This is a genomic window from Mycobacterium hackensackense, from assembly GCF_025822555.1.
GTDB classification, from domain to species: Bacteria; Actinomycetota; Actinomycetes; order Mycobacteriales; family Mycobacteriaceae; genus Mycobacterium; species Mycobacterium fluoranthenivorans.
The window spans coordinates 122,212-147,696 of record NZ_JACKUC010000028.1; the positions used below are offsets into that span (position 1 = coordinate 122,212).

The following is a 25,485-nucleotide window of genomic DNA, read 5'->3' on the forward strand; positions in this document are numbered from 1 at the left end:
CAGTGAGGCGATGCCCCGTCAGAGTGCAGGCCTGCTGCTGTACCGCACGACCGGCGGTGTCCTGGAGGTGCTGTTGGGCCATCCGGGCGGGCCGTTCTGGGCACGGAAGGACGAGGGCGCGTGGTCGATCCCCAAAGGGGAGTACCTCGACGGGGAGGACCCTTGGGCGGCGGCCCGCCGGGAGTTCGCCGAGGAGGTCGGTGTCGCGGTGCCGGACGGCCCGCCGATCGCGTTCGCGCCGTTGAAGCAGCCCGGCGGCAAGATCGTCACCGCCTTCGCGGTCGAGGGTGACCTCGATACCGGCCGCGCGGTGAGCAACACCTTCACCCTGGAATGGCCCCGGGGTTCGGGGAATTTCAAGGATTACCCGGAGTTGGACCGGGTCGGTTGGTTCGATGTGCCCACGGCACGGCTGAAAATTCTGAAAGGTCAACAGCCGCTGCTGGATTGGCTGCTCCAAGAGCTGACCGGATCTGCTGCGGGAACGGGGCCGGCTATCTGAACGAACCCGCGCCGCCGTCGAGCAGGATGGTCTGTCCGGTGATGTAGGCCGCGTCGTCCCCGATCAGGAACGCCACGGCGGGGCCGATGTCGGTGGCCGGATCGCCGATACGCTTCAGCGCGGTCGTGCTCACCACCTGCTGGTAACGCTTCGGATCCAGGTCTCGCAGTACTTTCAGCCCGTCCGTCTCGGCCAATGGGCACACGACGTTGACGCGGATGCCGTCCCGGCCCCATTCGAGCGCGGCGACTTTGGACATGCCCCGGATAGCTTCCTTGGCGCCGGCGTACGCCCCGAAGTTCCGTTCGCCCGCGGTGCCGGCGGCGGACCCGATGTTGACGATCGCGCCACCGCCCGCGGCGAGCAGGTGCGGATGAACGGCCTGCATCAGCGCAAAGGTGACACGTGGACCGGTGTCATAGACGAGGTCGTAGTCGGCCGCACTGATGTCACCGAAGGCCTTGGGTTCGTTGCATGCCACGGCGTTGTTCACCAGCGCGTGGATGGCCCCGAAGGTGTGCGACGCGGTATCGACGATCCGTTGCGGCGTGTCGGCGTCACGAAGGTCGGCGACCAGCGAATGAGCCTGCAGCCCAGCCTCTTTGAAGCCAGCGGTGGTCGCTTCCAGGACGTCGTCGAGGATATCGGTGAGAAGCACCGATGCCCCGCGCTGCAACAAGGCGGTCGCGATGCCTTTCCCGACGCCCCGCGCGGCGCCGGTGACGATCGCCACGCGACCCTGCAGGGAACGGGGATGGGAGTAGCCGGACCGGTCGCTCGCAGATGTCACGGTGGTCACGGTAGCCCGTCACCGCCGCGCGACCCGCGGTATCAGGCCCCCGGGACCGACATTCCGGGTTGCGGGCCGACCGGGGTCGGCGTCACCGTGGTGACACCGTTGGCACCGACGTTCGGCGCACCGGGCACGCCGGCGGATGCGCCACCACCTCGGGACGGGGTCGAGGCCTGAGCGTCTTCATACGCTTTCTGGGTGCAGTTCAGCTCCAGGATCATCTTTCCGGCGGAGGTGGCCTTCTGCCCGCTGACGATGCACTGGGCCTGGGGAACATCGCTGCCGATGGATCCGCCGAAGCTGGAGCGCACACCCTGGCTCTTCAGGATGGCCACGGCCTTGCCGTACGGTTCCCCGATCACGCTGTAGGGGTTGGCTCCGCTGGTGGGGTCCGAACTCGCGACACCGGCGCCGACCAGGGTGGCCGAGGCGGCCGCCGTGAGCACGGCGAACCCGCCGATGCCGAGAACAACTTGCTTCTTCACGTGACCTCCGGGTTATCGCGGTGCGTTGCGAAGATATCGCAGTTGAGCACCCGTAGAAACTTCAGTCACGGGTTGATCGTCCGTACCTGCGCTTTCATTACTTCGCCCAGGGCAGCGGCCCGCGGATCGGTGAACACGTCCTCCAGCAGCAGCCGATTGCCCGCCGGCCCGGCCAGCGGGACCCGCCAGTTCGGGTACTCGTCGGTGGTCCCCGGCTGATTCTGGGTGCGGATATCGCCGACCGCGTCGGGCAGAGCCAGGGCCAGCAGCCGCGACGGCGTCCGGCCCAGGTAGGCGTACAGCCCGCGGATGATCTCGTCGGTGTCCGGGTCGGTTCCGACCAGCCCGAGCCGGTGCAGCGCCGACAGCCAGGCGGCCAGCTCGGCTTTGTCGTCCGCCAACTCCTCCTCGACGGGCCGGGTCAGCAGCCCGAGTTCGTCGCGCAGCCGGACATGTTCACCGGCCAGATAGCCCGCCGTCGGTGGCAGGTCGTGCGTCGTCACCGACGCCAGGCAGTACTCGCGCCAGCGTTCCGCGGGCAGCGGTGTGTTCTCACCGGAATGATTCCCCGAGTCGCTGCGCTCCTGCCCGCCGGAACCGTCGCGGTCCAGTTCGAACCACAGGATCGAGGTACCGAACAGTCCGCGCTCGCGCAGGTAGTCACGCACCCACGGCTCCACCGTGCCCAGATCCTCGCCGACCACCACCGCGCCTGCCCGCTGCGCCTCCAGTGCCACGATGCCGATCATCGCCTCGTGGTCGTAGCGCACATAGGTGCCCTCGGTGGGGGCGGCACCCTTGGGGATCCACCACAGCCGGAACAGACCGATGATGTGGTCGATGCGCACCCCGCCCGAGTGCCGCAGCACCGCATTGACCAATGCCCGGAACGGCGCGTAGCCCGCGCGCTCCAGCTGGTCGGGCCGCCACGGCGGCTGCGACCAGTCCTGGCCCAGCTGGTTGAACTCGTCGGGCGGTGCGCCCGCGGTGACGCCGAGGGCCAGCACATCCTGCAGTGCCCAGGCGTCTGCGCCGTCGGGATCGACCCCGACCGCCAGGTCGTGCATGATGCCCAGCGTCATCCCGGCCTGCTCGGCGGTGGCCTGGGCGGCGGTGAGCTGATCGTCGAGGAGCCACTGCAGCCAGCGATGGAAATCGACGGCCGCGGCGTGGCCGGCGGCGAACTCGGCGACGGCCGGGTTCGCGGGATGCCGTAGCGCTTCGGGCCACGTGTGCCAGTCGGCGCCGTACTCCTCGGCCAGGGCGCACCAGGTGGCGAAGTCGTCGAGGCTGCGGCCCTCCCGGGCGACGTAGGCGGCGTAGGCCAGTTCGCGGCCCGCCGAACGCTTGACCCGGTACACCTGAGCGAGTGCGGCCCGTTTGACCTTCCACGCCGCATCGCGGTCGATGCGCTTCTTGCGGCGCGACCGGGCGGCGAGTTCGGCGCGCGCCTTACCGAGGGGGGCGCGTTTGCGCAGGAACGCGTATTCCGGGATGGCCTCGATCCGCAGATACAGCGGGTTGACGAACCGCCGCGAGGTCGGCAGGTACGGCGACGGCTCCATCGGCGCCACCGGAGCCGCGGCGTGCAGCGGGTTCACCAGGATGAACCCGGCATCGTGGCGGGTCGCGGACCACACCGCGAGGTCGGTCAGGTCGGTCAGATCGCCGATTCCCCAAGAGTTTTCCGATGTCACGCTGTAGAGCTGGGTGGCCAGGCCCCACTGCCGTCCCGGCGGCGGGGTGAGCGACGCGGGGGAGACGATGAGCAGGGTGCTGGTGTCGGTGCCGCCGGTCTGGGCGTGCAGGTGGTGGTACCCCGGGGGCAGATCGGCAGGCAGCTCGAAGGTGGCCTCCCCGATCAGCCGGCCATCCAGATCGTATGGGGGGCGGTTGTTTTCGAGCTGACGTAGACCGGTGCGCACCGATCCGTCCTCCAGTCGCAGCCACAGTCCGATCGGGTCGCCGTGGGTGACGTGCACCCAGAACGGTGTTGCGGTGCCTGCCGTGCTGACGACGGTCGGCGGCAGCGTGCGTTCCCAGTACTCGCGGTCGTGGGCGCGTAACGCGGCCCGGCGTTCGTCGTCCGTGCCGGCGGGCACACCGAGGGCGTCAAGGACTGATACCAGCGTCGACTCCGGCACCGGATGCCATTGCCCGGTCCAGTCCACGAACTCCGTCGCCACCCGGTACCGCACGGCCAGGTCGGCTAGTTCAGTCATGCCGGCAATCTTGCCGGATTCACGGCTCCACGTCGCGGGCGAGCAGATCCGCCCAGGTGTCGCGGCGCACGACCAGGCGGGCATATCCGTTGCGGGTGAACACCACCGGAACTCGGCGTGCGCCGTTGTATTGATTGGACATGGTGTAGCAATACGCACCGGTGACCGGGACGGCCAGCAGATCACCCACCACGGGATCGCGCAGCGCCACCCCATCGACCAGCCGGTCGCCGGACTCGCAATGCCGTCCCACCACGGTGACGGTCTGGCCCCCACCCACTCGGTTGACGACGGTGGCCTCGAACCGCTGCCCGGTCAGTGACACCTCGAGGTTGTCGCCCATCCCGCCGTCGACGGCGACATGAGTGATCTGCCCGCGCTTGACGGTGGTGACGCGGTACAGCGTGCAGGCCGACGCCGCGACCATGCTGCGTCCCGGCTCGACGATGATGCGGCTGCCCGTGGGCAGCAGGGTGCGGGCCTGCTCGACCATGGCGGCGGCGTACTCGTCGATGGTGGGTGCGTGCTCGGCGTAGGTGTAGCGCACGCCCAGCCCACCACCGAGGTCGTAGGTGTCGAACGTGCCGAGCGCGGCGATCGGGGCGACTGCGGCAGCCAGTTGTTCGGTGTGCAGCAGCTGCGAACCCACGTGGGTGTGCACCCCGTCCATCCGTAGCCGCGGGCTGGCCTGGACCCGGGCGATCGCCCGCCTGGCATCGTCGGGAGCCAGCCCGAACTTGGACCCCGCGTGCCCGGTGGCTTGTGAGGCGTGGGTATCGGCCTGCACGCCGGGGATGACCCGCACCAGGCAGGGCTGCCTGCGACCGGCCGGCACGATGTTCTCCAGCCTGTCGATATCGTCGAAGTTGTCGATCACCACCAGCCCCACGCCGTGCTCGACCGCCATGGTGAGTTCCTCGTCGGTCTTGGCGTTGCCGTGCAGCACCAATCGGGCGGGATCGGCGCCCGCCTTGAGGGCGGAGAGAATCTCCCCGCCGCCGGCGACGTCCAGATGCAGTCCCTCTTCGACCATCACCCGTTGAACCGCGGTGCACGGGAACGATTTCGAAGCGAAAGCGATCTCGCTGCGAGCCCAGCGAGTGCGGAACGCGTCGAGGTAGGCCCGCGCCTGGGCGCGTAGGGCGTCCTCGTCCACGACGATGGCAGGCGTTCCGAATTCCGCGGCCACCAGGTCCAGGCGGCAACCGCCGACCATCAGGGTGCCGTCGGTATCCAGCGTCGAGCCCGGTGGGAACAGGGCGAGCAAGGGGGCGGCCGACATGAGCCCAGTATCGTCGGCGTCCGTGAAGTCCGGACGGGAAGTGCGGCACGCCAGGATCGCGGTGGCTGCGCTGTTCCTCATCAACGGAGCCACGTTCGCCAACCTGCTCCCGCGGTTTCCCGAGATCAAGGCCGACTTGGGGCTGAGCAATGCGGCCTACGGCGTGATGGTGGCGGCGTTCCCGGGTGGTGCGCTGGTGGCGGGTCTGGCCGCCGGTGTGGTGATCCGGAGGTTCGGTTCGGCGCGCGTTGCGGTGCTCGCCTCGGCCGCGCTGGCGGTGCTGGTGGGTCTGGTCGGCTGGGCGCCCTCGCCGGTGCTGGTGTCGGTGGTGCTGTTTTCCGGCGGCTGCTGTGACGCCCTCGCCGATGTCGGACAGAACTCGCACGGGTTGTGGGTGCAGCGCCGCTACGGCCGCTCGATCATCAATTCGCTGCACGCGGTGTGGGCCGCCGGTGCGGTGCTCGGCGGCCTGCTCGGCGCGGCATCGCTGGCGCTCGGCATGAGCCGGGCCGCACACCTGGGGTTGTCGGCGGTGCTGTTCGCCGCGGTGGCCCTGCTCGTGTGGCCGTTCCTGCTCAAGGGCGCCGAACACGATGAGCATGCCCGCGCCCGGCAGGGGAGCGGTGCGCGCGCCGGACCCGCTGTGTACGCCGTGCTGGCCGCGCTGGTGGCGCTGGCCATCGCCGGCGCGATCGTCGAGGACGCCGGAAGTTCATGGGCGACGCTGTATCTGCGATCCCTCGGCGCATCCGACGCGGTCGCGGTGTCCGGGTACATCGCGCTGGCCGGCGCGATGTTCGTCGGCAGGTTGCTCGGTGACCGGCTGGTGGACCGGTTCGGTGAGCGCGCCGTGGTGCGCGGTGGCGGGGTGATCGTCGCGGTGGGAATGGGCGCGGCGCTGGCCTACCCGTCCGTGGTGTCCAGCGTCGCGGGATTCGCCGCGGCAGGCCTCGGGATGGCCACCGCGGTACCCGCAGCCATGCACGCGGCCGACCGTCTGCCCGGGCTGCGGCCCGGCAGTGGGCTGACGATCGTGGCCTGGCTGATGCGGGTCGGGTTCGTGGCCGCGCCTCCGGTGGTCGGGCTGATCGCCGACGCCGCGGGACTTCGGGCGGGCCTGGTGCTGGTGCCGGTCGCCGGGGTGGTCGCGCTGCTGATGGCCGGGGCACTCAGCGGGCGACGGCTCCCAGCTCGATCGTCAGCACCCCCGCCATGATGAGCGCGATACCCAGCCCCATCCGCCAGGTGAGTGGGTCCCGGAACAGCACCCGGGCCACGACGGCCACCAGTGCCACCCCGCACGCCGTCCACACGCCATAGGCGATACCGACCGGCATCCCGAGCGACAGCGTCAGCCACAGCAGATAGAACGACAGCACGTAGCCCGTGGCAATCGGCAACAGCCACGCCTTGCGGCGGAATCCATCGGATGCGCGCAGCGCCAGGGTGGCCAGCACCTCACTGCCGATGGCGCCGGCCAGCGCCCACCACATCATGTCGAAGACTCTGTGTGCGAGCCGAATTCGACGAGCAGCACACCGGCGATGATGAGCCCGATGCCGATCGCGATAGGCCAGGTGAACGGGTCACCGAAGAGCGCGGCGCCGAGCGAAGCCGTCACCGCGGTGCCCACCGCGCCCCAGATACCGTATGCGACGCCCACCGGCATCCCGGCCCTCATCACCGCCGCCATCAACGCGAAGGCACCGGTATAGCCGACGACCACGACCACCAGCCACGCGGAGTCGTCCTGAGACGCTCGCAACGACAACGTCGCCGCGACTTCGACGACGATCGCCGCGCTGAGCAGCAGCCACTTACGCACGCCGACGACGCTATCGGGCGATCACGCGGGCGCGGCCTCCCGGGTCTCGAACAGCTCGGCCACCGTGCCCTCCACCAGGTCGAGCTCGTCGGTCGAATGCCGGCCCAGGCCGCACTCGGTGGACAGCCCGAACCGGGGCAGGAACCTTGCCGCGAGCGCGGCCCTGTGACGAGCACCGACCGCACCATCTGCAGCGTGCACCAACCCGAGATAGAACTCGGTCTCCGGCTCGGTCGCGAGGTCGGCCAGCGGTTGCCAGTGCGTCAGCCGATTCCACGTGGTCACCGTCGCCGCCTGGATGGCGTCGATACGGCGCGGCACGTGCCGGGACAATCCGTTGGACACCGCGACGATCACCGACGCGTGGTTCCGGGCCGCAGCCGGGCCACCTTGCGGCCGTCGCTCTCCACGACGTCCATGGTCGGGTTCTCCAGGAAATGCCGGGTCTGGGTGAGTACCCAGTTCGCTCGGTCACCGGGCTCACCGTCGGGCACCCGGGTGACCGACGGCTGCAACCGCTGCCCGACGAACCGCAGCGCGTCCTCGACGGTGGGTGCGTTGATACTGCCGGTGAGATAGAAGCTGGTGTGGTAGCTCAATTTTCGCTCCGTGCGTTCAGAGCACGAGACCGAGCCGGGGCGGCCGGGTGCCGTGCAGAGTGTGGTTGCCCAGGTGCACGTACTTCCACCGGGCCGGGTCGTGCAGGGAGTGGGTGCGGATGTTGCGCCAGTGCCGGTCCAGATTCGCCTCGCCGTCGGTGCCCGAGGTGCCCGTGAGTTCGAAGATGCCGCTCGCGATCTCGACGGCGAACTCCTGCGCCAGCGCCTTGGCCGCCGCCACTTTCAGCGAGGCGGCCGCCGCGGTGTCCCGCGACAGATCCGGCTGCGCCTGGCCCTCGTCCACGACGGCCGCACCCGCGGCGAGCAGTGCCTCCAGCGCGTACAGCCGCGCGGTCAGCTCGCCGAAACGGCGCACGATATGCGGCTCGTGGTCGGCGCGGTCGATCCCCGCGTCCAGGGCTTCCTTCCAGGGCCGCGATGTGGTGCGGACGAACTCCGCGCCGTCTTCGAGTGCGGCGCGGGCGATTCCGATGTCGATGGCCGCGTGCAGCGCCTGGTCGTAGGCGCCCAGCACCGTCGGCGGACCGTCGACCGGGTGTGGCGGGGCGCCCTCCTCGATGACCAGATCGTCGTCCACGAGCACGCCCTCCAGGCGGATCTCACCGCTGGCGGTGCCGCGCTGGCCGAACGCCGACCATTTCTCCAGGTTGAGGGTCACACCGTCCTGATCCGGCCGGATGAAGACGGTCGCGGTCTCCCCGTCGGTGCCGGCGATGCCGGCGGCGACCGCGATCCAGGTCGCGCCGAGCGCCCCGGTGGCGTAGTACTTGGTGCCGTTGAGTTCCCATGAGCCGTCGTCGCGGCGGCGCACCGTCGTGTTGCGGTGCAGTGGCGACGCGGTTCCGCGTTCGGCGGTGGCATTGCCCAGCTGTCCGCCGGCCAGAACGTCGCCGTAGATCCGGACGGCCTGCGGCGCGTCGGCGTCCAGCGCCGAAATCGCCTGGGAGATCACGAAATGCGCCAGCAGCAACTGGCCGAGCGCGCCGTCGCCGCGGGACAGCCGGCGTAGCACCTCGACCTGAACCGACGCCGGGAAACCGGGGCCGCCGTGTTTGGCGGGTACCGGCACGGCCAGCAGTCCGGCCTCGGCGACCGCCCGCAGCTGCGTCAGCAACGATGCGCCGGAACGCTCACGTTCGGCGCTGCCCACCGCGACCTCGGTGGCCACGGCATCGGCGGCGGCCAGGGCAGCGGCGGGGGAGTCGAGTACGGGAACGTGGGTGATCGGCTCAGCGATGTCTACGGCCATGACCGGCGACGTTAGGGCCACTGTGACAGCCCCGACAGGGTTGTGTCCAGGGCGAATGAATCTCCATCCGCACTGGGAATCGACGAACGCCGGTAGCGTGGAATGGTTCAGCACTCGATCGAGGGAGGCACGTGTGATCCCGGATACCGACACCATCACCGGGTACGGACCGGTCCGTGGCACCGATGACGGCATCGTGCGCCAGTGGCTGGGTATCCGCTATGCCGCGCCGCCGGTCGGCGAGCTGCGCTGGCGGGCTCCGCAGCCGCCCCAGCGCTGGACCGAACCGGCCGACGCGACCCGCTTCGGCCCGGTCTGCCCGCAGCAGACCGATCCGCACATCCCGCTCGACCTGGGCGCCCCGCAGGGTGGTGACTGCCTGACCCTCAATGTGTGGGCGCCGTCGACCTCCGGGGGACCGAAGCCGGTGATGGTGTGGGTGCACGGCGGGGCCTATGCGCTGGGCTCGTCGGCGCAGCCGCTGTACCGCGGTCGCGAGCTCGCCGCCGGCGGTGACGTCGTGGTGGTGACGATGAACTATCGGCTGGGTGCGCTGGGTTTCCTGGACCTGTCGTCATTCGGGTCCGGATTCGAGACCAATATCGGTGTGCGCGACGTACTTTCGGCCTTGAACTGGGTGCAGGCCAATATCGCGGCGTTCGGTGGTGACCCCGACAATGTCACCCTGTTCGGTGAATCCGCCGGCGCCGGCATTCTCACCACGCTGATGGCCAGTCCCGCCGCGGCGGGACTGTTCCACCGGGCCATCGCGCAGAGCGCCCCGGTCACGTCGGTCTACGACCGCGACCGCGCCCGCAGGATCGCCGAGCAGTTCCTGGACCGGATCGGAGTGCATCCCGGTGAGACGCACCGCCTGCGCGAAGCCCCGATCGAGAGCATCATCGCCGCCTCCAAACACCTGTACAACGAGGTGCCGCGGCGTTTTCCCGGGACGCTGGCCTTCGTGCCGATCGTCGACGGCGACCTGGTGCCGGACTACCCCGTGCAGGCCGCCCGCGCCGGCCGCACCCATCCGGTACCGCTCATCATCGGGACGAACCGGCACGAGGCAGCGCTGTTCCGCTGGATGCGTTCCCCGCTGATGCCGATCGCCCCGCACACCCTGCGCGATATGTTCGCCGCGATCGCCAGCGAACAGCCGGGGCTTCAGATCCCGACAGAGGCCGAGATCACCGCCGTCTACCGGGGCCGGGGCCGCAAACCCGCGCTCGGCGTGGCCCGCGACGTCGGCTTCCGGATGCCGTCCATCTGGTTCGCCGAGGGGCACAGCGCCGTCGCACCGGTGTACATGTACCGCTTCGACTGGGCCACCCCGGTGCTCAAACTGCTGCGCCTGGATGCTGCGCACGCCACCGAGTTGCCTTATGTCTGGGGCAATCTGGTGATGGGCCCGAAGGACCCGACGTTCAAACTCGGCGGTCTGGCCGCCGGCACCGCGGTATCGGAGCGGATGCGGGCACGCTGGACCCGCTTCGCCGCCGGCGCCGACCCGAGCGCGGGACCGGGCGCACCGGTCTGGCCGGCGTATCGGCCCGACGAGCGGGCCACCCTGATCATCGGCCGCGAGGACGAGGTGGTCGCCGACCCCGACCGTGAACAGCGGCTGACCTGGGGTGCCGAGGTGCTGAGTTTCCGGTAGCGGGCCGGTTTAGGCTGAGCGGCATGGACGGTATCCGGGCGTTACTCGACGCGCTGCCACCGCAGATGCGTGATCCGGTGCTGTTCGCCGTCCCGTTCTTCCTGCTGCTGCTCGTGTTGGAGTGGACCGCGGCCCGCAAACTGGAGTCGCTGACCAGGGCGAGCGAAGCGACGGGAAATGTCCGCGGGGCGAGCGAAGCGACGGGAGATGTCCGCGGGGCGAGCGAGCGCACGCGGCCCGGGGCCTATCTGCGCCGCGACGCGTGGGCCAGCGTATCGATGGGCCTGGTGTCCGTGTTCACGACAGCGGTCTGGAAGCTGCTGGCGCTGTTCGGTTATGCCGCCATCTACGCCTACCTCGCGCCGTGGCATCTGCCGGCAACGCAGTGGTACACCTGGGTGATCGCGTTGGTCGGCGTGGACCTGCTTTTCTACGCCTACCACCGCATCGCGCATCGGGTGCGGCTGATCTGGGCCACCCACCAGGCCCACCACTCCAGTCAGTATTTCAACTTCGCCACCGCACTGCGCCAGAAATGGAACAACAGCGGCGAGATCCTGATGTGGATTCCGTTGCCGCTGTTGGGCGTTCCGCCGTGGATGGTGTTCGCGAGCTTTTCGGTGAACCTCATCTACCAGTTCTGGGTGCACACCGAGCGCATCGACAAGCTTTGGCGGCCCTTCGAATTCGTGTTCAACACCCCGTCGCACCACCGGGTGCACCACGGCATGGACAAGCAGTACCTGGACCGCAACTACGGCGGCATCCTCATCCTGTGGGATCGACTGTTCGGTAGCTACGCCGACGAGGAGTTCCGCCCGCACTACGGCCTGACCAAGCAGGTGGACACCTACAACATCTGGAAACTGCAGACCCACGAGTACGTGGCCATCGGACGAGATGTCCGGGCCGCGAAGCGCTGGCGGGACAAGCTCGGCTACGCGTTCGGCCCGCCCGGCTGGGCACCCCGGGACGCGCCCGTTTTACAGAAGTAGCGACGCCGGCCCACAGCATTCGTCCAGGATGGACGGATGGATGTCAAAGAGGTCCTGCTCCCCGGCGTCGGGCTGCGCTTCGAATTCGATACCCGCGACGGTGACCGGATCGGTGTGGTGGCCCGGCGCACCGGAGATTTCGAACTGGTGGTGTACCCGAAGGAGGATCCGGACCAGGCCAGGGAGGCGTTCCGACTCAGCGATGAGGAAGCCGAGGCGCTGGCCCAGATCCTCGGCGCGCCCCGGATCGCCGAACGATTCGCCGATCTGACCCGGGCGGTGCCGGGGCTGGACGCCGGCCAGGTGCGTATCCGCGCCGACAGCCCGTTCGTCGACCGGGCGCTCGGTGACACCAGGGCGCGCACCCGCACCGGCGCATCGATCGTCGCGATCGTGCGAGACGAGGAGGTGCTGGCCTCACCGGGTCCGGCCGAGCCGCTGCGTGCCGGCGATGTGTTGGTGGTGATCGGTACCGAGGACGGGATCTCCGGCGTCGAGCGCATCGTCGACAAGGGCTGAAGGCGTGCAGGTATCGGCCGCGCTGCTGCTCGAGCTCGGCATCGTCCTGGCGGTGCTCACCGTGTTGGGCACGGCCGCCCGCCGGTTCGCACTGTCGCCGATCCCGCTGTACCTGGCCGCCGGCCTGGCGCTCGGCGAAGGCGGGGTGGCCCACATCCCGGCGGCCGACGAGTTCGTGACGACCGGCGCGTCGATCGGCGTGGTGCTGCTGCTGTTGACCCTTGGCCTGGAGTTCTCCATCGGTGAGTTCGCCGCCAGCCTCCGCCGCCATCTGCCGTCGGCCTGGGTCGATCTCGTGCTCAACGCCGTCCCCGGTGCGATCGCCGGCTGGCTGCTCGGGCTGGACGGCGTCGGCATCCTGGCGCTGGCCGGGGTCACCTACATCTCGTCGTCCGGGGTGATCGCGCGCCTGCTCGACGACCTGCGCCGGCTCGGTAACCGCGAGACGCCGGCGGTGCTGTCCATCCTGGTGCTGGAGGATTTCGCGATGGCGGCCTACCTGCCGCTGCTGGCCGTCCTGGCGGCCGGGGGCAGTTGGGCCCACGCCCTGTTCGGGATGGGCGTCGCCGTCTCGGCGTTGGTGCTGGCGTTCGTGGCGTCCTACCGCTGGGGACATCTGGTGGGCCGGCTGGTCGCGCATCCGGACAACGAGCAGTTGCTGCTGCGGATCATGGGGCTGACGTTGATCGTGGCCGCGCTCGCCGAGTTCATCCATGCCTCCGCGGCGGTCGGGGCTTTCCTGGTCGGGCTGACCCTCACCGGGGAGGCGGCCGATCGTGCCCGCATGGTGCTCAGCCCACTGCGGGATCTGTTCGCCGCCATCTTCTTCCTGGCCATCGGGGTGTCGGTCAACCCCGGTGATCTGGTCCCGATGCTGCCCGCCGCGCTGGCCCTGGCCGTCGTCACCGCCGGCACCAAGGTCGCGACCGGGATGTTCGCCGCCCGTCGTGACCAGGTGGCCCGACCCGGCCAGTTGCGCGCCGGGACGGCGCTGATCGTGCGCGGTGAGTTCTCCCTTGTCATCATCGGTCTGGTGGGCGCCACGCTGCCCGCCCTCGAGGCGATCGCCACCCCCTACGTGTTCATCCTGGCCATCGCCGGACCCGTACTGACGAGGTTTATCGGTGGGCGCGCCCCGCGTAGTGTGCAGGGGTGAAAACCGCCTTCGATGCGCATGTCGACTCCGGATTGGTGACGCGGTCGCTGGCCGCGAGCGCATTCGGCTCGATGTGGCTCGACCTGCCCCGCCCCGAGCATCCCGCGCTGTCCGGCGCGGTGACGTGCGACCTGCTGATCGTCGGCGGCGGATACACCGGATTGTGGGCGGCGGTGCACGCCGCGCAACGCCACCCCGGACAGCGCATCGTGCTGATCGAGGCCGAGCGGATCGGCTGGGCCGCCTCGGGCCGGAACGGGGGCTTCGTCGACGCCAGCCTGACCCACGGACACGACAACGGAAAGTCGCGGTGGCCGGGCGAGATCGACCTGCTCGACACCATGGGGACGGCAAACCTGGACGGGATGGCGGCCGATATCGAACGGCTGGGCCTCGATGTGGAGTGGGAGCGCACCGGGATGCTGACGGTGGCCACCGAACCGCATCAGGTGAGCGGGCTGGCGGCCGCGGACAAGGGCACGTTCCTGGACCGCGAACAGGTTCGTGCGGAAGTGGCCTCGCCGACGTATCTGGCCGGACTCTTCGAGGCCCACAGTGTGGCGATCGTGCACCCGGCCAAGCTGGCTCTCGAGTTGGCCCGGGCGGCGACCGAAGCCGGGGTGGTGATCCACGAGCACACCCGCGCCCTGTCCCTGGATTCGTCGGGGGCCGGGCTTCGGGTCGACACCGGTGCCGCGGTGCTCACCGCGCAACGGGTGGTGTTGGCCACCAACGTGTTTCGAAGCCTGCTGCGCAGGAACCGGCCGTACACGGTGCCGGTGTACGACTATGTACTGGCGACCCAACCACTGACCGACGCCCAGTTGGACCGGATCGGCTGGCGCAATCGGCAGGGAGTCGGCGATTGCGCCAACCAATTCCACTACTACCGGCTGTCTGCCGACAACCGCATCGTGTGGGGCGGCTACGACGCCGTCTACCATTTCGGGCGCCGGGTCGACCCGGCATACGAGGACCGGCCGCAGACCTATCGCCGGCTGGCCGAACACTTCTTCCTCACCTTTCCGCAGCTCGACGACATCCGGTTCACGCACCGCTGGGCCGGCGCTATCGACACCAACACCCGGTTCTGCGCGCACTGGGGCACCGCCCGCGGCGGCCGGGTCGCCTACGTCAACGGATTTACCGGTCTGGGCGTGGGCGCTGCCCGGTTCGCCGCCGATGTGTGTCTGGACCTGCTGGACGGAAAGCCCACGCCGCGAACAGAATTGGATATGGTGCGGCGCAAGCCGCTGCCGTTCCCGCCGGAGCCTCTGGCCAGCGTGGGTATCCAGGCCACCCGCTGGTCGTTGGACCGCGCGGACCATTCGGCGGGCCGGCGCAACCTCCTGCTGCGCACCTTGGACCGGCTGGGGCTCGGGTTCGATTCCTGAGCACACGCAGTGTTCGCCAAGTGTTCTGATTTTCGCGAGCACAACCGCCCCGCCGGCAAACGTTGGTCACTAGGCTCGGTGAAGTCAACGTCGATCAGGGGAGAACAGCATGGGAGACAGACTTCACAAGGGCGAAAAGCTGGAGCGGGGCCAGTCGCTGACGTCCGACAACGGTGCCTACCGGGTGACGCTGCAAGACGACGGCAACTTCGTGCTCTACAGCGGGGACACCGCCGTGTGGTCCACCGAGACCAACGGGCAGGACGTCGTGCGTGCCGAGGTGCAGGAGGACGGCAACTTCGTGCTGTACACCCCGGACAAGCCGGTCTGGCACACCGACACCAAGGGCGCCAAGGATGTCCGGCTGATCCTGCAGGACGATCGCAATCTGGTGCTGTACGGCTTCGACGGTGTGGCGTGGGCGTCGGGTACCGATACCGACGAGGCGCCGCCGGCCCCGCCGGCCGAGGAGGCTCCGGCCCCCGAACCCGAGGTGGAATTGGCCGCGGCGGCAGAGCCGGCCCCGGAGGCTCCGGCACCCGAGGCTCCCGCGCCGGAACCGCCGCCTGCCCCGCCCGCCCCGCGCACCTACACTGTGGTCTCCGGTGACACCCTGTGGGCGATCTCGGAGCGGTTCTACGGCGACGGCAACCAGTATCAGCGGATCGCCGACGCGAGCGGGGTGGCGAACCCCGATCTGATCCACCCGGGGCAGGTCCTGACCATCCCGTAATTCTCTTCGCGACACGCCGGCCCGGATTCTTGAAATCCGGGCCGGCGTTGTTGTAACGGGATCGGACCGTTACCCGATCTACACCTCAGCATCCCGGTAGCGTCAGACTTACCGAGGGTGGAGGGATCGGGAGGAAGTCATGCGCGCACGTCTGTTCAGCGTCCTTGTGGGTGTGCTGATGGCCGGGCCGGCCTTGCTGGCCGCCGGGCCGGCCGGCGCGAGCCCGGTGGCTCCGGCGCCCGGTCCCACGGTCTATCCGGGGATGGAGATCCGGCAGGGCTCGACAATGTGCACATTGGGCTTTGTCGACATGGCGTCCCGGTCCGCCCTGACCGCCGGTCACTGCCGCGCCGATGGCCCGGTGACCGACCGGGACGGCAACGTCATCGGCGTGGTGACCATGTCCAGGGACAACACCCCCGACGGCACGACCGTCACCACCGACTACCAGATCACCGACTGGGAGGCCATCGCGCTGGCACCCGACGTCCAGATGCTCAACGTGCTGCCGGGCGGCCGCCCGTTGATCTCGGATCCGGCACTGGCCGTCCAGAAGGCCGGCCAGACGGTCTGCCACTTCGGCATCATCACCGGGGAGACCTGCGGCACCATCGATTCGGTGAACAACGGCTGGTTCACCATGACCAACGGGGTGATGAGTCAGAAGGGCGATTCCGGCGGGCCGGTGTACGTGCCGACCGCCGACGGCCGGGCCGCGATCATCGGCCTGTTCAACAGCACCTGGGGCCAGCTGCCCGCCGCCGTCTCGTTCCAGTCGACCGGTCAGCAGATCATCGAGGCGGTGGCGGTTCAGCCGACCAATTCGAACACCGGGATCTCGACGGTCTTCACCCGCAGTTCGGCATCGGTGGAGTCCGGCGTCAAACCGCCGATGTGAGTCTTGACCTCCCAGAACCAGCGGTCCATGTAGCGCCGCACCAGTTCGGGTTTGGCGCTGTCGGCGACCTCCACCGCCTGCACCTGCCGCCGGCGCCACCACGGTCCCATCTGCACCGAACCGGCGGCGCGGGCATTACGCGCCCACTGGGTGTTGCCGCGGGGTGAGATGAGGTAGTCGCGGCCGTCCACGGTCAGGACGTTGACCACCACGCCCTGCCAGCGACCGGTGCTTCTGCCGCGGACCCGCAGGGCACGGGTGCCCGCAATGCTGATACCTGCTTCGGCCAAGCGGCGAATCACGGTGTTGGCCGCCTTGGCGATGCGGTTCGGTTCGTCGTAACGAGTCGTCATGCGATGTCCCTTCGAGTTTTCGAGAGCGGTGCTCTTGTTTTCACCATGTCATGGCGCGCCGCATAAATCAAGAGCAGTGATCTCGTTTCGTGTCAGACTGGCGTCATGGGCAAGCGGCGGGACGCACGTGACCGGATCGAGGCCGAGATCATCGAGATCGGCAGGGGGCACCTGATCACCGAGGGGGCGGCGGGACTGTCGCTGCGCGCCGTCGCCCGTGACCTGGGCATGGTGTCCTCGGCGATCTATCGCTACGTCGCCAGTCGAGACGATCTGCTGACCCTGCTGTTGGTGGACGCGTACGACGAACTCGCCGATGCCGTGGAGGCCGCCGCCGCAGATTCCGGCGCCGACTGGCCGGACCGGATGGTCGCGATGGCGCATGCCGCCCGGTCCTGGGCCGTCGATCAGCCCGCGCGGTGGGCCCTGCTCTACGGCAGTCCGGTGCCGGGGTATCGCGCCCCGGCCGACATCACGGTCGGCCCCGGCACCCGGATGATCGTGTCGGTGCTCGCCGTGGTGGCCGAGGGGATTCTGGCCGGGGATGTTCCGGACCCGAAAGAGGCTCTGCTGCAACCGCTGTCCGAGGATTTCGCGGCGTTGCGGACGGAGTACGGCTTTCCCGGCGGTGACCGCGCCCTGCTCAAGTGCTTTCTGCTGTGGGCCACCCTGGTGGGTGCGATCAGCATGGAGGTCTTCGGGCAGTACGGGCCCGGCACGGTGTCGGATGCCGCCCTGGTGTTCGACGGCCAGATCCGGTTGGTGATCGACACGCTGCGGCAGAACTAGAACACGTTCTAGCCACGGTGGCGCGGTGGGGATATCCTCACATCGATGCTCAATCAGACACCTGTCCAGATTGCGTGGGTGACGCGTGACCTCGACACCACCGAACGCACGCTCACCGCGCTGCTCGGTGCCCGTAGCTGGGTCCGGATGCCCGGCGTGCACTTCGGGCCGGACAGCTGTGAGTACCGTGGCGCGCCGGCTGACTTCGTCGCCGACATCTCGCTGAGCTATGCCGGGGACACCCAGCTCGAGCTGATCACCCCGGTCCGGGGAGACAGCATCTACACCGAATTCCTCGACACCGTCGGCCCCGGACTACACCACATCTGCGTGGCAGCGCCCGATGCGGACGGCTACGAGGCGGCCCTGCGCGACGCCACAGCCGCGGGCGCACCCGTCGTGCAGCAGGGGGTGATGCCCGGCGGTATGAAGTTCGCCTACGTCAGCGCGGCCGGTGTCCCGTTCATCGAGATCGCCCTCATCCCACCCGAGATCCAGGCATTCTTCGACCACGTGAAACGCCAGCAGCAGGAGAGCACATGACTGACATCCCGAACACCGTCGACGCCGGCGATGTCACCGACTGGTCCGACGAATTCGACGTCGTGGTCGTCGGATTCGGTATCGCGGGCGGAAGCGCGGCCGTCAGCGCGGCCGCCGCCGGCGCCCGGGTCCTGGTGCTGGAGCGCGCCGCCGCGGCCGGTGGCACCACCTCGATGGCCGGCGGCCACTTCTACCTCGGCGGGGGCACCGCGGTGCAGCAGGCCACCGGGCACGAGGATTCTGCCGAGGAGATGTACAAGTACCTCGTCGCGGTGTCGAAGGACCCCGAGCTGGACAAGATCCGCGCCTACTGTGACGGCAGCGTCGAGCACTTCACCTGGCTCGAGGCCCTCGGCTTCCAGTTCGAGCGCAGCTACTACCCGGGCAAGGTGGTGGTGCCCCCGGGCACCGAGGGACTTTCCTACACCGGCAACGAGAAGGTCTGGCCGTTCAACGAACAGGCCAAGCCGGCCCCGCGCGGGCATTCGGTGCCCGTGCCCGGTGAACTCGGCGGCGCCGACATGGTGATCCAGCTGCTGCTCAAGCGGGCCGCCGAACTCGGCGTCGAGATCCGCTACGAGACCGGGGCGACCAACCTGATCGTCGACGACGGCGCGGTCGTCGGCGTGCGCTGGAAGAACTTCGGCAACACCGGCGCGGTCAAGGCGAAGGCCGTCGTCATCGCGGCGGGCGGTTTCGCGATGAACCCCGAGATGGTCGCCGAGTACACCCCGGCGCTGGGCAAGAAGCGCAAGACCAAGCACCACGGTGAGGTCGAGCCCTACATCCTGGGCAACCCGCACGACGACGGTCTCGCCATCGGGCTGGGTGTCTCCGCCGGTGGGGTCGCCAAGAACCTCGACGGCCTGTTCATCACCGCGGCCGCCTACCCGCCGGAGATCCTGCTGACCGGCGTCATCGTGAACAACCAGGGCCGGCGGTTCGTCGCCGAGGACTCCTACCATTCGCGCACCTCGGCCTTCGTGCTGCAGCAACCCGACCAGCAGGCCTACCTGATCGTGGACGAGGCGCATATGCAGATGCCCGAGATGCCGCTGATCAAGTTCATCGACGGCTACGAGACCATCGCCGAAGTCGAAGCGGCCCTGGGCATCCCGGCCGGGAACCTGGCCGCGACGCTGGAGCGCTACAACGCCAACGCCGCGAACCACGAGGATCCCGACTTCCACAAGCAGCCCGACTACATCGCGGCACAGGACACCGGGCCGTTCGCCGCCTTCGACCTGTCCCTGGGGGTCGCCATGTACTCCGGTTTCACCATGGGCGGGCTGGTCGTGTCGCTGGATGGCGAGGTGTTGCGCGAGGACGGCGGCGCCGTGCCCGGTCTGTACGCCGCCGGGGCGTGCGCGTCCAACATCGCCCAGGACGGTGAGGGCTACGCCAGCGGTACGCAGTTGGGCGAGGGTTCGTTCTTCGGGCGGCGGGCCGGCGGGCACGCCGCGCGCCGGGCCGCGGCGCACGCCGTGGCGCGCTGAGTCAGGGGGCGGCGGCCAGCGGAGTCAAACTCCAGCGGCCCTCGCCGAGCAATTCCAGCCGCTGCTCGTGATGGCGGTCGACGCTGTCTCGATGGCTGACGCTCACGACGATGGTGTCGGGCAACCGGTCTCGCAACGTGGTGTACATCGCGAACTCCTGCCCGGCGTCCAGTGCTGAGGTGGCCTCATCGAGGAACACCGCTCTGGGGCGCGCCAGCAGCACCCGGGCAAAGGCGATGCGTTGCTGTTCACCGGGGGAGAGTTCCTTACCCCAGTCGGAGTCCTCGTCGAGTCGCGTTGCCAGATGCCCCAGCGTGACGGCCGCCAGGGTGTCGCGGATCGCGTCGTCGGGGAAGGTGCCCGCGGCGGCGGGATAACTGAGCACGGCGCGCAGATCTCCGAGCGGGGCGTAGGGGAGCTGGGACAGGAACATCGTCTCCGCCGGGTGAGCGACAGCACCCGTGGCGTACGGCCATAGTTGCGCCACGCTGCGGAGCAGCGTCGTCTTGCCGGTGCCCGACGGTCCGGTGATGACCAGCGAGTCGCCGGGGCGCAGTCGCACCTGAAGATCGTCGACGAGCGGCACCCCGTGCGGCGAGCGCACCTCGACATCGGTGATCTCGACGGCGCCATCGGCACTCACCGTCGCGGCCAACCGCGGTAGCTCCCTGGCCTGTTCGTTCGCCGTCACCAGCCCGTCCAGCCGGATGATGGCGGCGCGATAGCCGGCGAACGAGTCGTAGACGGCGCGGAAGAAACTGAGCGAGCTCTGCACCGAGCCGAAGGCCCCCGCCGACTGCGTGACATCCCCGAGGTTGAGCTCGCCGGCGAACAGCCGTGGCGCCTGCACGATCAGCGGCAGCGGGGAGACGAGTTGGCTCACCGAGCGGTTCCAGCCCATGAACGCGACACCCCGCAGCACGAGTCTGCGGTAGTTCGCGATGATCCGGCCGAAGCGCTCCGACAGCGCGCGACGCTCGGTGTCCTCGCCGCGGTAGAGGCTGACCGCCTCGGCGGCGTCCCGGATGCGCACCAGCGCATAGCGAAACGCCGCGTTGGTGAGCTCGTTGCGGAACGTCAGCCGGATGATCGGCTTACCGATCCAGAACGCCACCACGGTGGTCATCGCGACCCACAGCAGGGCCAGCCAGAACAGCGCTTTGGGGATCGTCACCCCGAACAAGGACAGCGGGCCGGCCAGATTCCACAGGATCGGGGTAAAGGCGACCACCGACAGAACCGAGTTCACCGTGCCGAAGAACAGCGTCTGCGCGGTGCCGACGGTGAAGGTGTTGGTCTCCGGTCCGGTCCCGGTGGTGAACACATCGATGTCCTGCTGGATGCGCTGGTCCGGATTGTCGATGGGGACGCCGCCGAACGCCGCCACGAACCGGTTGCGGTAGTAGGCGCGGTCGCCGAGCCAATCACCGGTCAGGTGATCGGTCAGCCATACCCGCCAGCGAATGATGAAGTGCTGCATCAGATACAGATCGGCCACGGTGCGCGTGATATCGGCGATGAGCAGGCCGACGAAGATCAGGATCGACTTCCAGAATCCGTCGACACCGGAGTTGCGGACGGCCTCGTTCCCGGCCCCGGCCCCCTCGAACGCGACTTGCAGCGCGGTGTACTGGTCGTTGGCGTAATAGCTGAACAGCACGTCCATCCGCACGGACACCATGACCGACAACAGCAGCACACCCAGCAGGCCCCACACCGGAATGCTCTGGCGCCCAACGAAATACCCGCGGGTGACATGCCAGAACTGCCGTCCCCAGGTGGTGAACCGGGCGAGAAACGCAAGTACCGCGACCGCGACTACCGCGCTGATCACCCACGCCTTGGTGATCCACCACAGCGACGCGAGGATCTCGTTTCCCCAGTCCAGGGACTGGCTGAACATCTCCATGCCGGGAAGCTACCCGACCGCAGTCCTCAGACGGGGCTGACTTCGTCTTCGACCGCGTCGTCCATATCGCCGAGGGACCAGCGCCCGCCACCGTGCAGATGCAGGTACTTCTCGTGGTGCTGGCCCACGGTGCTGCGGTGCGTGACGCTCACCAGAATGGTCTCCGGCAGCTCCTTGCGCACCAGGTCGTACATCGTGTACTCCAAGCCCTCGTCGAGAGCGGAGGTGGCCTCGTCGAGGAACACCGCGCGCGGCCGGGTCAGCAGCACCCGCGCGAACGCGATCCGCTGCTGCTCACCGGGGGAGAGCACCTTCACCCAGTCGGCGACCTCACCCAGTCGCTTGGAGCACTGCGGCAGCGACACCTTGTTCAAGGCCCAGTGCAGCCGCTCGTCGGGGATGCTGCCGGGCTCCTGCGGATAGGACACCACCGCACGCAGATCGCCCAGCGGCACATACGGCATCTGGGACAGGAACATGGTCTCGTGGCCGGCCTGCGGGTACCGGAAGGTGCCCGTGGTGAACGGCCACAGCTGCGCCAGGCTGCGCAGCAGCGTCGTCTTACCCGACCCCGAGCGGCCGGTGACGATGAGCGTGTCACCGCTTTCCAGGCGCAGGTTCAGATCCTGGACCAGGGGATCACCCAGAGGGGTGCGCACCTCGACGTTGTCGAGTTCGACCAGGCAGTCCCGGCTCGGCTCGACCGTCAGTTCGGGCAGCGCCCGACCCTCCTCGTTGGCGATCACCAGTCCGTGCAGACGGATGATCGACGCCCGCCACCCGGCGAACTGGTCATAGGTGTTGCGGAAATACGACAGCCCGCCCTGGATCTGGCTGAAGGCCGAGGAGGTCTGCGAGATGTCACCCAGTTTGATCTGGCCGGCGAACATCCGCGGGGCCTGGACGATCCACGGCAGCGGCACGATGATCTGGCTGATCGAGACGTTCCAGCCGTAGAACTTCACCGAGCGGTTGATGAAGCGTTTGTAGTTCGTCACGATCGGGGCGAATCGCTGCCGCAGCTGCACCCGCTCGGCGTTCTCGCCGCGGTAGAAGGCCACCGATTCGGCGGCGTCGCGCAGTCGCACCAGGGCATACCGGAAGGCGGCGTTGAACTTCTCGTTGTTGAAGGTCAACTGAATGAGGGGCCGACCGATCCAGAACGCGATGATGGTGGCGACCACGACGTAGACGATGGCGATCCAGAACATCGCCCTGGGCAGGGTGACGTCGAACATCGTGAGCTCGCCGGACAGATTCCACAGGATGACCGCGAACGACGCGACGCTCACGATGGCCTCGATGGCACCGAACAGCAACATGTTCGCGCTCAGGGTGTTCGGATTGGCCGGCAGGGGGCCCGCGCCGTTGGTGAAGACGTCGATATCGGACTGGATACGCTGATCCGGGTTGTCGATGGTGTCGTCGATGAATCTGCTGCGGTAGTACGCCTTGCCGTCGAGCCAGTCCCCGGTCAGGTGATCGGTGAGCCAGGCGCGCCACCGGATCAGGAACCGCTGTGTCACGAACAGGTCGAGCATCATGCGCGTCACGTGCACCGTTGCCAGCACGGCGAAATGCGCCCAGGCCCACCAGAAACCGCTCACGCCCGAGTCCTTGACGGCCTGATCGCCCCCGCCGATGCCTTCGAAGGCGGTCTGGGCGGCGCTCATCATGTCGTTGCCCTGATAGCTGAGCAGCACGTCCAGGCGCACGCCGATGATCACCGAGAGCAGGATTCCCGACAACCACACCCACACCACGACGCTCTCGCGGCCGGTGAAGTATCCGCCGGTGATCCGCCAGAACTGCCGGCCCCAGGTGGTGTACCGGCCGATCAGCGTGAGGATGATCAGCGTCGGTATCGCGGTGTACACCCAGACGGTGGCGATCCACCACAGTGACTTCGGTAGCTCGGCGCCCCAATCCAGCGATGGGGTGAACATCTCCATCCCGGCAAGGTACCCGCACAACCCTGGCCGGGCTGCTTATAGGTGGTCAGCTCGGTACGAGCCGGCCGGTTTTCCACCGCCCGCCGCCGAGCAGCTCCAGCCGGTGGCCGTGGAACCGTTCGACGCTGCGGCGGTGACTCACGCTCACCACCGTGGCTCCCGGCAGCTCGGTGCGCAGCAATTGATAGAGCGTGAGCTCCAGGCCCTCGTCGAGCGCCGAGCTGGCCTCGTCGAGGAACACCACATCCGGGCGGGTCAGCAGCACCCGGGCGAAGGCGATGCGCTGCTGCTCGCCGGGGGACAGCGTGCGGGCCCAGTCGGCCACCTCGCCGAGCCGGATGACCAGCTGCGGCAGCGCCACCTTGAGCAGCACCCGCTGGATCTCGTCGTCGGGGCTGGTCCCTGCAAGCCGGGGATAACACAGCACGGTGCGCAGCGATCCCAGCGGCAGGTAGGGCAGCTGCGGGACGAACATCGTCTCGCCGGCCGGGAAGTCCACCCGGCCCGACGTGTAGGGCCACAGTCCCGCCAGGCTCTGCAACAGGGCGGTCTTCCCGCAGCCCGACGGGCCGGTGATCACCAGCCAGTCACCGGGGTCGAGGCTCAGCTCGATCCCGCCGATCAGCGGTTCACCCGCGGGGGTGCGCACCTCGACATGGTGCAGCCGCAGGCTGCCGCATCGATTCCCCGTCGCTTCGCTCGCCCCGGGTCTATTTCCCGTCGCTTCGCTCGCCCCGGGTCTGTTTCCCGTCGCTTCGCTCGCCCCGACGGGTGCGCCCGTGCGGGGCAGCACCGGCAGCGCCCGCGCCCGGGCGTTGGCGTCGTACAACCCGTCCAGCCGGATCAGCGCCGCCCGGAACCCGGCGAACTCGTCGTAGGCGTTGCGGAAGAACGACAGCGCGTCGTGCACGGCGTGGAACGCGGTCGCCGACTGCATGACACCGCCGAACGAGATCTCACCGGCGAACAGGCGTTGCGCCTGCACGATATAGGGCAGCGGGTTGATGGCCTGGCTCACCGACACGTTCCAGCCGAGGAACAGCATGCTGCGGTGCAGCCAGTGGCGGTAGTTGTCGATCACCGAGCCCAGCCGCCCGACCAGGGCCTCGCGTTCGGCGTCCTCCCCGCGGTACAGGCTCACGGCCGCGCCGGCCTCGCGCATCCGGATCATCGCGTAGCGGAAACCCGCGTTGCGGACCTCGTTGAGGAAGCTCAGCCGGATCAGTGGCCGGCCGATGACGAAGGCCACCAGCGTCGCCACCGCCACGTAGCCGATCACCACCCAGAACAGGGCCCGCGGCACCGTCACGCCCAGCACGGTCAGTGGGCCGGACAGGCCCCACAGGATCACCCCGAACGACGCCACCGTCAGCAGCGCCTCGACCGCACCGAAGACGAGCATGTGCCCGGATCCGAAGGTCGGGTTGTTCGGTTCCCGGGAACCGGTCGTCACGATGTCGACATCGGCCTGGATGCGCTGATCCGGATTGTCGGCGCGTCCGTCGGGATCCCGGTTGAAACGGCACCGATAGTAGGCATGCCCGTCGAGCCAGTCGCCGAGGGTGCGCCGGGTGAGCCACACCCGCCAGCCGATGAGGAAACGCTGGGTGAGGTACAGGTCGAGGAAGAACCGCGCCACGTACAACGACGCCAGGATCGCGAAGATCAGCATCGCCGCCCAGAAACCGTGCACCCCGGTCTCGGCCGATCCGTCGGCCCGGAACGCCTGCTGCAGCGAGGTGAACAGGTCGTTGGTGTAGTAGCTCAGCAGGATGTTGATCCGCACCGCCGTGACCGTCGAGACCAGCAGGGCGGCCAGCACCAGCCACACCCGCAGGCGCCCGGGCCCGGTGAAGTAGGCGCCGGTGACGCGCCAGAACTGCCGGCCCCATTCACAGGTCCGGCCGATGAGCATCGCGACCACCAGCAGGCTCACCGCGGAGATCCCCGCGGCGTTGCAGATCCACAGCGACGAACGGAGGAATTCGGTGCTCCAGTCGATCGCCGGGCCGAGCAATACCCCGTCCATCGGGTGAAATTACCGCGCGCGGCGGCCCCAGCGCCGCAGGTGGCGCCGTGTCCGCACCGACAGGAGGCCCGCGTACCGTAT

Annotated in this window: 25 protein-coding genes; 12 read left to right on the top strand and 13 right to left on the bottom strand. The window is 68.7% G+C overall.

What is annotated here, in order from left to right; all coding sequences use genetic code 11:
- The first annotated feature begins 10 nt into the window (after positions 1-10).
- Complete coding sequence (locus tag H7J86_RS02245) at positions 11-502, top strand: NUDIX hydrolase (protein ID WP_267289129.1); 492 nt, start codon at positions 11-13, stop codon at positions 500-502.
- On the opposite strand, the gene H7J86_RS02250 is transcribed toward H7J86_RS02245, so the two are convergent.
- The 4 genes from H7J86_RS02250 to lysA all read right to left on the bottom strand — a co-directional run bounded on the left by H7J86_RS02250 (position 495) and on the right by lysA (position 5,284).
- Complete coding sequence (locus H7J86_RS02250) at positions 495-1,292, bottom strand: SDR family NAD(P)-dependent oxidoreductase (protein ID WP_267289130.1); 798 nt, start codon at positions 1,290-1,292, stop codon at positions 495-497. The two genes, H7J86_RS02245 and H7J86_RS02250, sit on opposite strands and share 8 nt — an antisense overlap.
- 41 nt (positions 1,293-1,333) lie before the next feature.
- Positions 1,334-1,780, bottom strand: a complete 447-nt coding sequence (locus tag H7J86_RS02255) for a hypothetical protein (RefSeq protein WP_267289132.1) — start codon at positions 1,778-1,780, stop codon at positions 1,334-1,336.
- 65 nt (positions 1,781-1,845) lie between these two features.
- Positions 1,846-4,002, bottom strand: coding sequence for a 4-alpha-glucanotransferase (malQ, locus tag H7J86_RS02260; RefSeq protein ID WP_267289134.1), 2,157 nt, complete (start codon positions 4,000-4,002; stop codon positions 1,846-1,848).
- Positions 4,003-4,021: 19 nt separating this feature from the next.
- On the bottom strand, positions 4,022-5,284 hold the full coding sequence (gene lysA, locus H7J86_RS02265; RefSeq protein ID WP_267289136.1) for a diaminopimelate decarboxylase: 1,263 nt from the start codon (positions 5,282-5,284) through the stop codon (positions 4,022-4,024).
- On the opposite strand from lysA, the gene H7J86_RS02270 reads away from it, so the two are divergent.
- Complete coding sequence (locus tag H7J86_RS02270; protein ID WP_090360986.1) at positions 5,283-6,500, top strand: MFS transporter; 1,218 nt, start codon at positions 5,283-5,285, stop codon at positions 6,498-6,500. The two genes, lysA and H7J86_RS02270, sit on opposite strands and share 2 nt — an antisense overlap.
- Here H7J86_RS02270 and H7J86_RS02275 read toward each other — a convergent pair.
- The 5 genes from H7J86_RS02275 to H7J86_RS02295 are packed head-to-tail and all read right to left on the bottom strand — an operon-like array spanning position 6,454 to position 8,978.
- Entirely contained in the window at positions 6,454-6,777 is a 324-nt protein-coding gene (locus H7J86_RS02275; protein WP_170847398.1) for a DMT family transporter, read from the bottom strand. The genes H7J86_RS02270 and H7J86_RS02275 overlap by 47 nt on opposite strands.
- Positions 6,777-7,109, bottom strand: a complete 333-nt coding sequence (locus H7J86_RS02280) for a DMT family transporter (protein ID WP_267289138.1) — start codon at positions 7,107-7,109, stop codon at positions 6,777-6,779. The genes H7J86_RS02275 and H7J86_RS02280 overlap by 1 nt, the downstream gene beginning before the upstream one ends.
- A 21-nt stretch (positions 7,110-7,130) precedes the next feature.
- Entirely contained in the window at positions 7,131-7,466 is a 336-nt protein-coding gene (locus H7J86_RS02285) for a hypothetical protein (RefSeq protein WP_267289140.1), read from the bottom strand.
- A complete protein-coding gene (locus H7J86_RS02290; RefSeq protein ID WP_267289142.1) occupies positions 7,463-7,708 on the bottom strand; it encodes a hypothetical protein in 246 nt (81 codons plus the stop codon). Before H7J86_RS02290 ends, H7J86_RS02285 begins: the two co-directional genes overlap by 4 nt.
- 16 nt (positions 7,709-7,724) lie before the next feature.
- The gene (locus tag H7J86_RS02295) at positions 7,725-8,978 is read right to left on the bottom strand and encodes an acyl-CoA dehydrogenase family protein (protein WP_267289144.1); all 1,254 of its coding nucleotides are present in this window, start codon (positions 8,976-8,978) and stop codon (positions 7,725-7,727) included.
- A gap of 133 nt (positions 8,979-9,111) precedes the next feature.
- Between H7J86_RS02295 and H7J86_RS02300 the strand changes: the two genes are divergently transcribed.
- From H7J86_RS02300 to H7J86_RS02330, 7 genes are all read left to right on the top strand, one after another.
- Positions 9,112-10,638: a carboxylesterase/lipase family protein gene (locus H7J86_RS02300; protein ID WP_267289146.1), complete on the top strand. Its 1,527-nt coding sequence runs from the start codon at positions 9,112-9,114 to the stop codon at positions 10,636-10,638.
- Between the two features lie 23 nt (positions 10,639-10,661).
- Positions 10,662-11,633 carry a sterol desaturase family protein gene (locus tag H7J86_RS02305; RefSeq protein WP_267289148.1) on the top strand — a complete coding sequence of 324 codons (972 nt, stop codon included), beginning with the start codon at positions 10,662-10,664 and terminating at the stop codon, positions 11,631-11,633.
- Positions 11,634-11,669: 36 nt separating this feature from the next.
- A complete protein-coding gene (locus tag H7J86_RS02310) occupies positions 11,670-12,152 on the top strand; it encodes a cation:proton antiporter regulatory subunit (protein ID WP_090360968.1) in 483 nt (160 codons plus the stop codon).
- Positions 12,153-12,156: 4 nt separating this feature from the next.
- A complete protein-coding gene (locus tag H7J86_RS02315; RefSeq protein ID WP_090360964.1) occupies positions 12,157-13,308 on the top strand; it encodes a cation:proton antiporter in 1,152 nt (383 codons plus the stop codon).
- Positions 13,305-14,702: an NAD(P)/FAD-dependent oxidoreductase gene (locus H7J86_RS02320; protein WP_267289150.1), complete on the top strand. Its 1,398-nt coding sequence runs from the start codon at positions 13,305-13,307 to the stop codon at positions 14,700-14,702. Before H7J86_RS02315 ends, H7J86_RS02320 begins: the two co-directional genes overlap by 4 nt.
- Positions 14,703-14,811: 109 nt before the next feature.
- Entirely contained in the window at positions 14,812-15,435 is a 624-nt protein-coding gene (locus tag H7J86_RS02325) for a LysM peptidoglycan-binding domain-containing protein (RefSeq protein ID WP_267289152.1), read from the top strand.
- 139 nt (positions 15,436-15,574) lie between these two features.
- On the top strand, positions 15,575-16,333 hold the full coding sequence (locus H7J86_RS02330) for an Rv1815 family serine proteinase (RefSeq protein ID WP_372517208.1): 759 nt from the start codon (positions 15,575-15,577) through the stop codon (positions 16,331-16,333).
- Here the strand turns inward: H7J86_RS02330 and H7J86_RS02335 are convergent.
- On the bottom strand, positions 16,246-16,686 hold the full coding sequence (locus H7J86_RS02335; RefSeq protein ID WP_090360955.1) for a nitroreductase family deazaflavin-dependent oxidoreductase: 441 nt from the start codon (positions 16,684-16,686) through the stop codon (positions 16,246-16,248). The two genes, H7J86_RS02330 and H7J86_RS02335, sit on opposite strands and share 88 nt — an antisense overlap.
- Before the next feature lie 105 nt (positions 16,687-16,791).
- Between H7J86_RS02335 and H7J86_RS02340 the strand changes: the two genes are divergently transcribed.
- Genes H7J86_RS02340 through H7J86_RS02350 form a run of 3 tightly spaced genes read left to right on the top strand, consistent with a single transcriptional unit; the run spans position 16,792 to position 19,514 of the window.
- A complete protein-coding gene (locus tag H7J86_RS02340; protein WP_267289154.1) occupies positions 16,792-17,475 on the top strand; it encodes a TetR/AcrR family transcriptional regulator in 684 nt (227 codons plus the stop codon).
- Positions 17,476-17,520: 45 nt separating this feature from the next.
- Positions 17,521-18,018, top strand: coding sequence for a VOC family protein (locus tag H7J86_RS02345; RefSeq protein WP_267289156.1), 498 nt, complete (start codon positions 17,521-17,523; stop codon positions 18,016-18,018).
- A complete protein-coding gene (locus tag H7J86_RS02350) occupies positions 18,015-19,514 on the top strand; it encodes an FAD-binding protein (protein ID WP_267289158.1) in 1,500 nt (499 codons plus the stop codon). Before H7J86_RS02345 ends, H7J86_RS02350 begins: the two co-directional genes overlap by 4 nt.
- Before the next feature lies 1 nt (position 19,515).
- Here H7J86_RS02350 and H7J86_RS02355 read toward each other — a convergent pair whose 3' ends face one another.
- From H7J86_RS02355 to H7J86_RS02365, 3 genes are read right to left on the bottom strand one after another with little or no spacing between them, the layout of a single operon-like run.
- Entirely contained in the window at positions 19,516-21,423 is a 1,908-nt protein-coding gene (locus H7J86_RS02355; RefSeq protein WP_187095717.1) for an ABC transporter ATP-binding protein/permease, read from the bottom strand.
- A 26-nt stretch (positions 21,424-21,449) separates the two neighbouring features.
- Positions 21,450-23,375 carry an ABC transporter ATP-binding protein/permease gene (locus H7J86_RS02360; protein WP_090360944.1) on the bottom strand — a complete coding sequence of 642 codons (1,926 nt, stop codon included), beginning with the start codon at positions 23,373-23,375 and terminating at the stop codon, positions 21,450-21,452.
- 46 nt (positions 23,376-23,421) lie between these two features.
- Positions 23,422-25,404 carry an ABC transporter ATP-binding protein/permease gene (locus H7J86_RS02365; protein ID WP_267289160.1) on the bottom strand — a complete coding sequence of 661 codons (1,983 nt, stop codon included), beginning with the start codon at positions 25,402-25,404 and terminating at the stop codon, positions 23,422-23,424.
- Positions 25,405-25,485: the final 81 nt, after the last annotated feature.

What these genes read in the sequence shown, in the direction of transcription:
- H7J86_RS02295 (WP_267289144.1), bottom strand. Translation starts at nt 8,978, where the DNA reads ATGGCCGTAGACATCGCTGAGCCGATCACCCACGTTCCCGTACTCGAC.
- H7J86_RS02270 (WP_090360986.1), top strand. Translation starts at nt 5,283, where the DNA reads ATGAGCCCAGTATCGTCGGCGTCCGTGAAGTCCGGACGGGAAGTGCGG.
- H7J86_RS02330 (WP_372517208.1), top strand. Translation starts at nt 15,575, where the DNA reads ATGCGCGCACGTCTGTTCAGCGTCCTTGTGGGTGTGCTGATGGCCGGG.
- H7J86_RS02335 (WP_090360955.1), bottom strand. Translation starts at nt 16,686, where the DNA reads ATGACGACTCGTTACGACGAACCGAACCGCATCGCCAAGGCGGCCAAC.
- H7J86_RS02340 (WP_267289154.1), top strand. Translation starts at nt 16,792, where the DNA reads ATGGGCAAGCGGCGGGACGCACGTGACCGGATCGAGGCCGAGATCATC.
- H7J86_RS02360 (WP_090360944.1), bottom strand. Translation starts at nt 23,375, where the DNA reads ATGGAGATGTTCACCCCATCGCTGGATTGGGGCGCCGAGCTACCGAAG.
- H7J86_RS02355 (WP_187095717.1), bottom strand. Translation starts at nt 21,423, where the DNA reads ATGGAGATGTTCAGCCAGTCCCTGGACTGGGGAAACGAGATCCTCGCG.
- H7J86_RS02305 (WP_267289148.1), top strand. Translation starts at nt 10,662, where the DNA reads ATGGACGGTATCCGGGCGTTACTCGACGCGCTGCCACCGCAGATGCGT.
- H7J86_RS02365 (WP_267289160.1), bottom strand. Translation starts at nt 25,404, where the DNA reads ATGGACGGGGTATTGCTCGGCCCGGCGATCGACTGGAGCACCGAATTC.
- H7J86_RS02325 (WP_267289152.1), top strand. Translation starts at nt 14,812, where the DNA reads ATGGGAGACAGACTTCACAAGGGCGAAAAGCTGGAGCGGGGCCAGTCG.
- H7J86_RS02245 (WP_267289129.1), top strand. Translation starts at nt 11, where the DNA reads ATGCCCCGTCAGAGTGCAGGCCTGCTGCTGTACCGCACGACCGGCGGT.
- lysA (WP_267289136.1), bottom strand. Translation starts at nt 5,284, where the DNA reads ATGTCGGCCGCCCCCTTGCTCGCCCTGTTCCCACCGGGCTCGACGCTG.
- H7J86_RS02275 (WP_170847398.1), bottom strand. Translation starts at nt 6,777, where the DNA reads ATGTGGTGGGCGCTGGCCGGCGCCATCGGCAGTGAGGTGCTGGCCACC.
- H7J86_RS02310 (WP_090360968.1), top strand. Translation starts at nt 11,670, where the DNA reads ATGGATGTCAAAGAGGTCCTGCTCCCCGGCGTCGGGCTGCGCTTCGAA.
- H7J86_RS02345 (WP_267289156.1), top strand. Translation starts at nt 17,521, where the DNA reads ATGCTCAATCAGACACCTGTCCAGATTGCGTGGGTGACGCGTGACCTC.
- malQ (WP_267289134.1), bottom strand. Translation starts at nt 4,002, where the DNA reads ATGACTGAACTAGCCGACCTGGCCGTGCGGTACCGGGTGGCGACGGAG.
- H7J86_RS02350 (WP_267289158.1), top strand. Translation starts at nt 18,015, where the DNA reads ATGACTGACATCCCGAACACCGTCGACGCCGGCGATGTCACCGACTGG.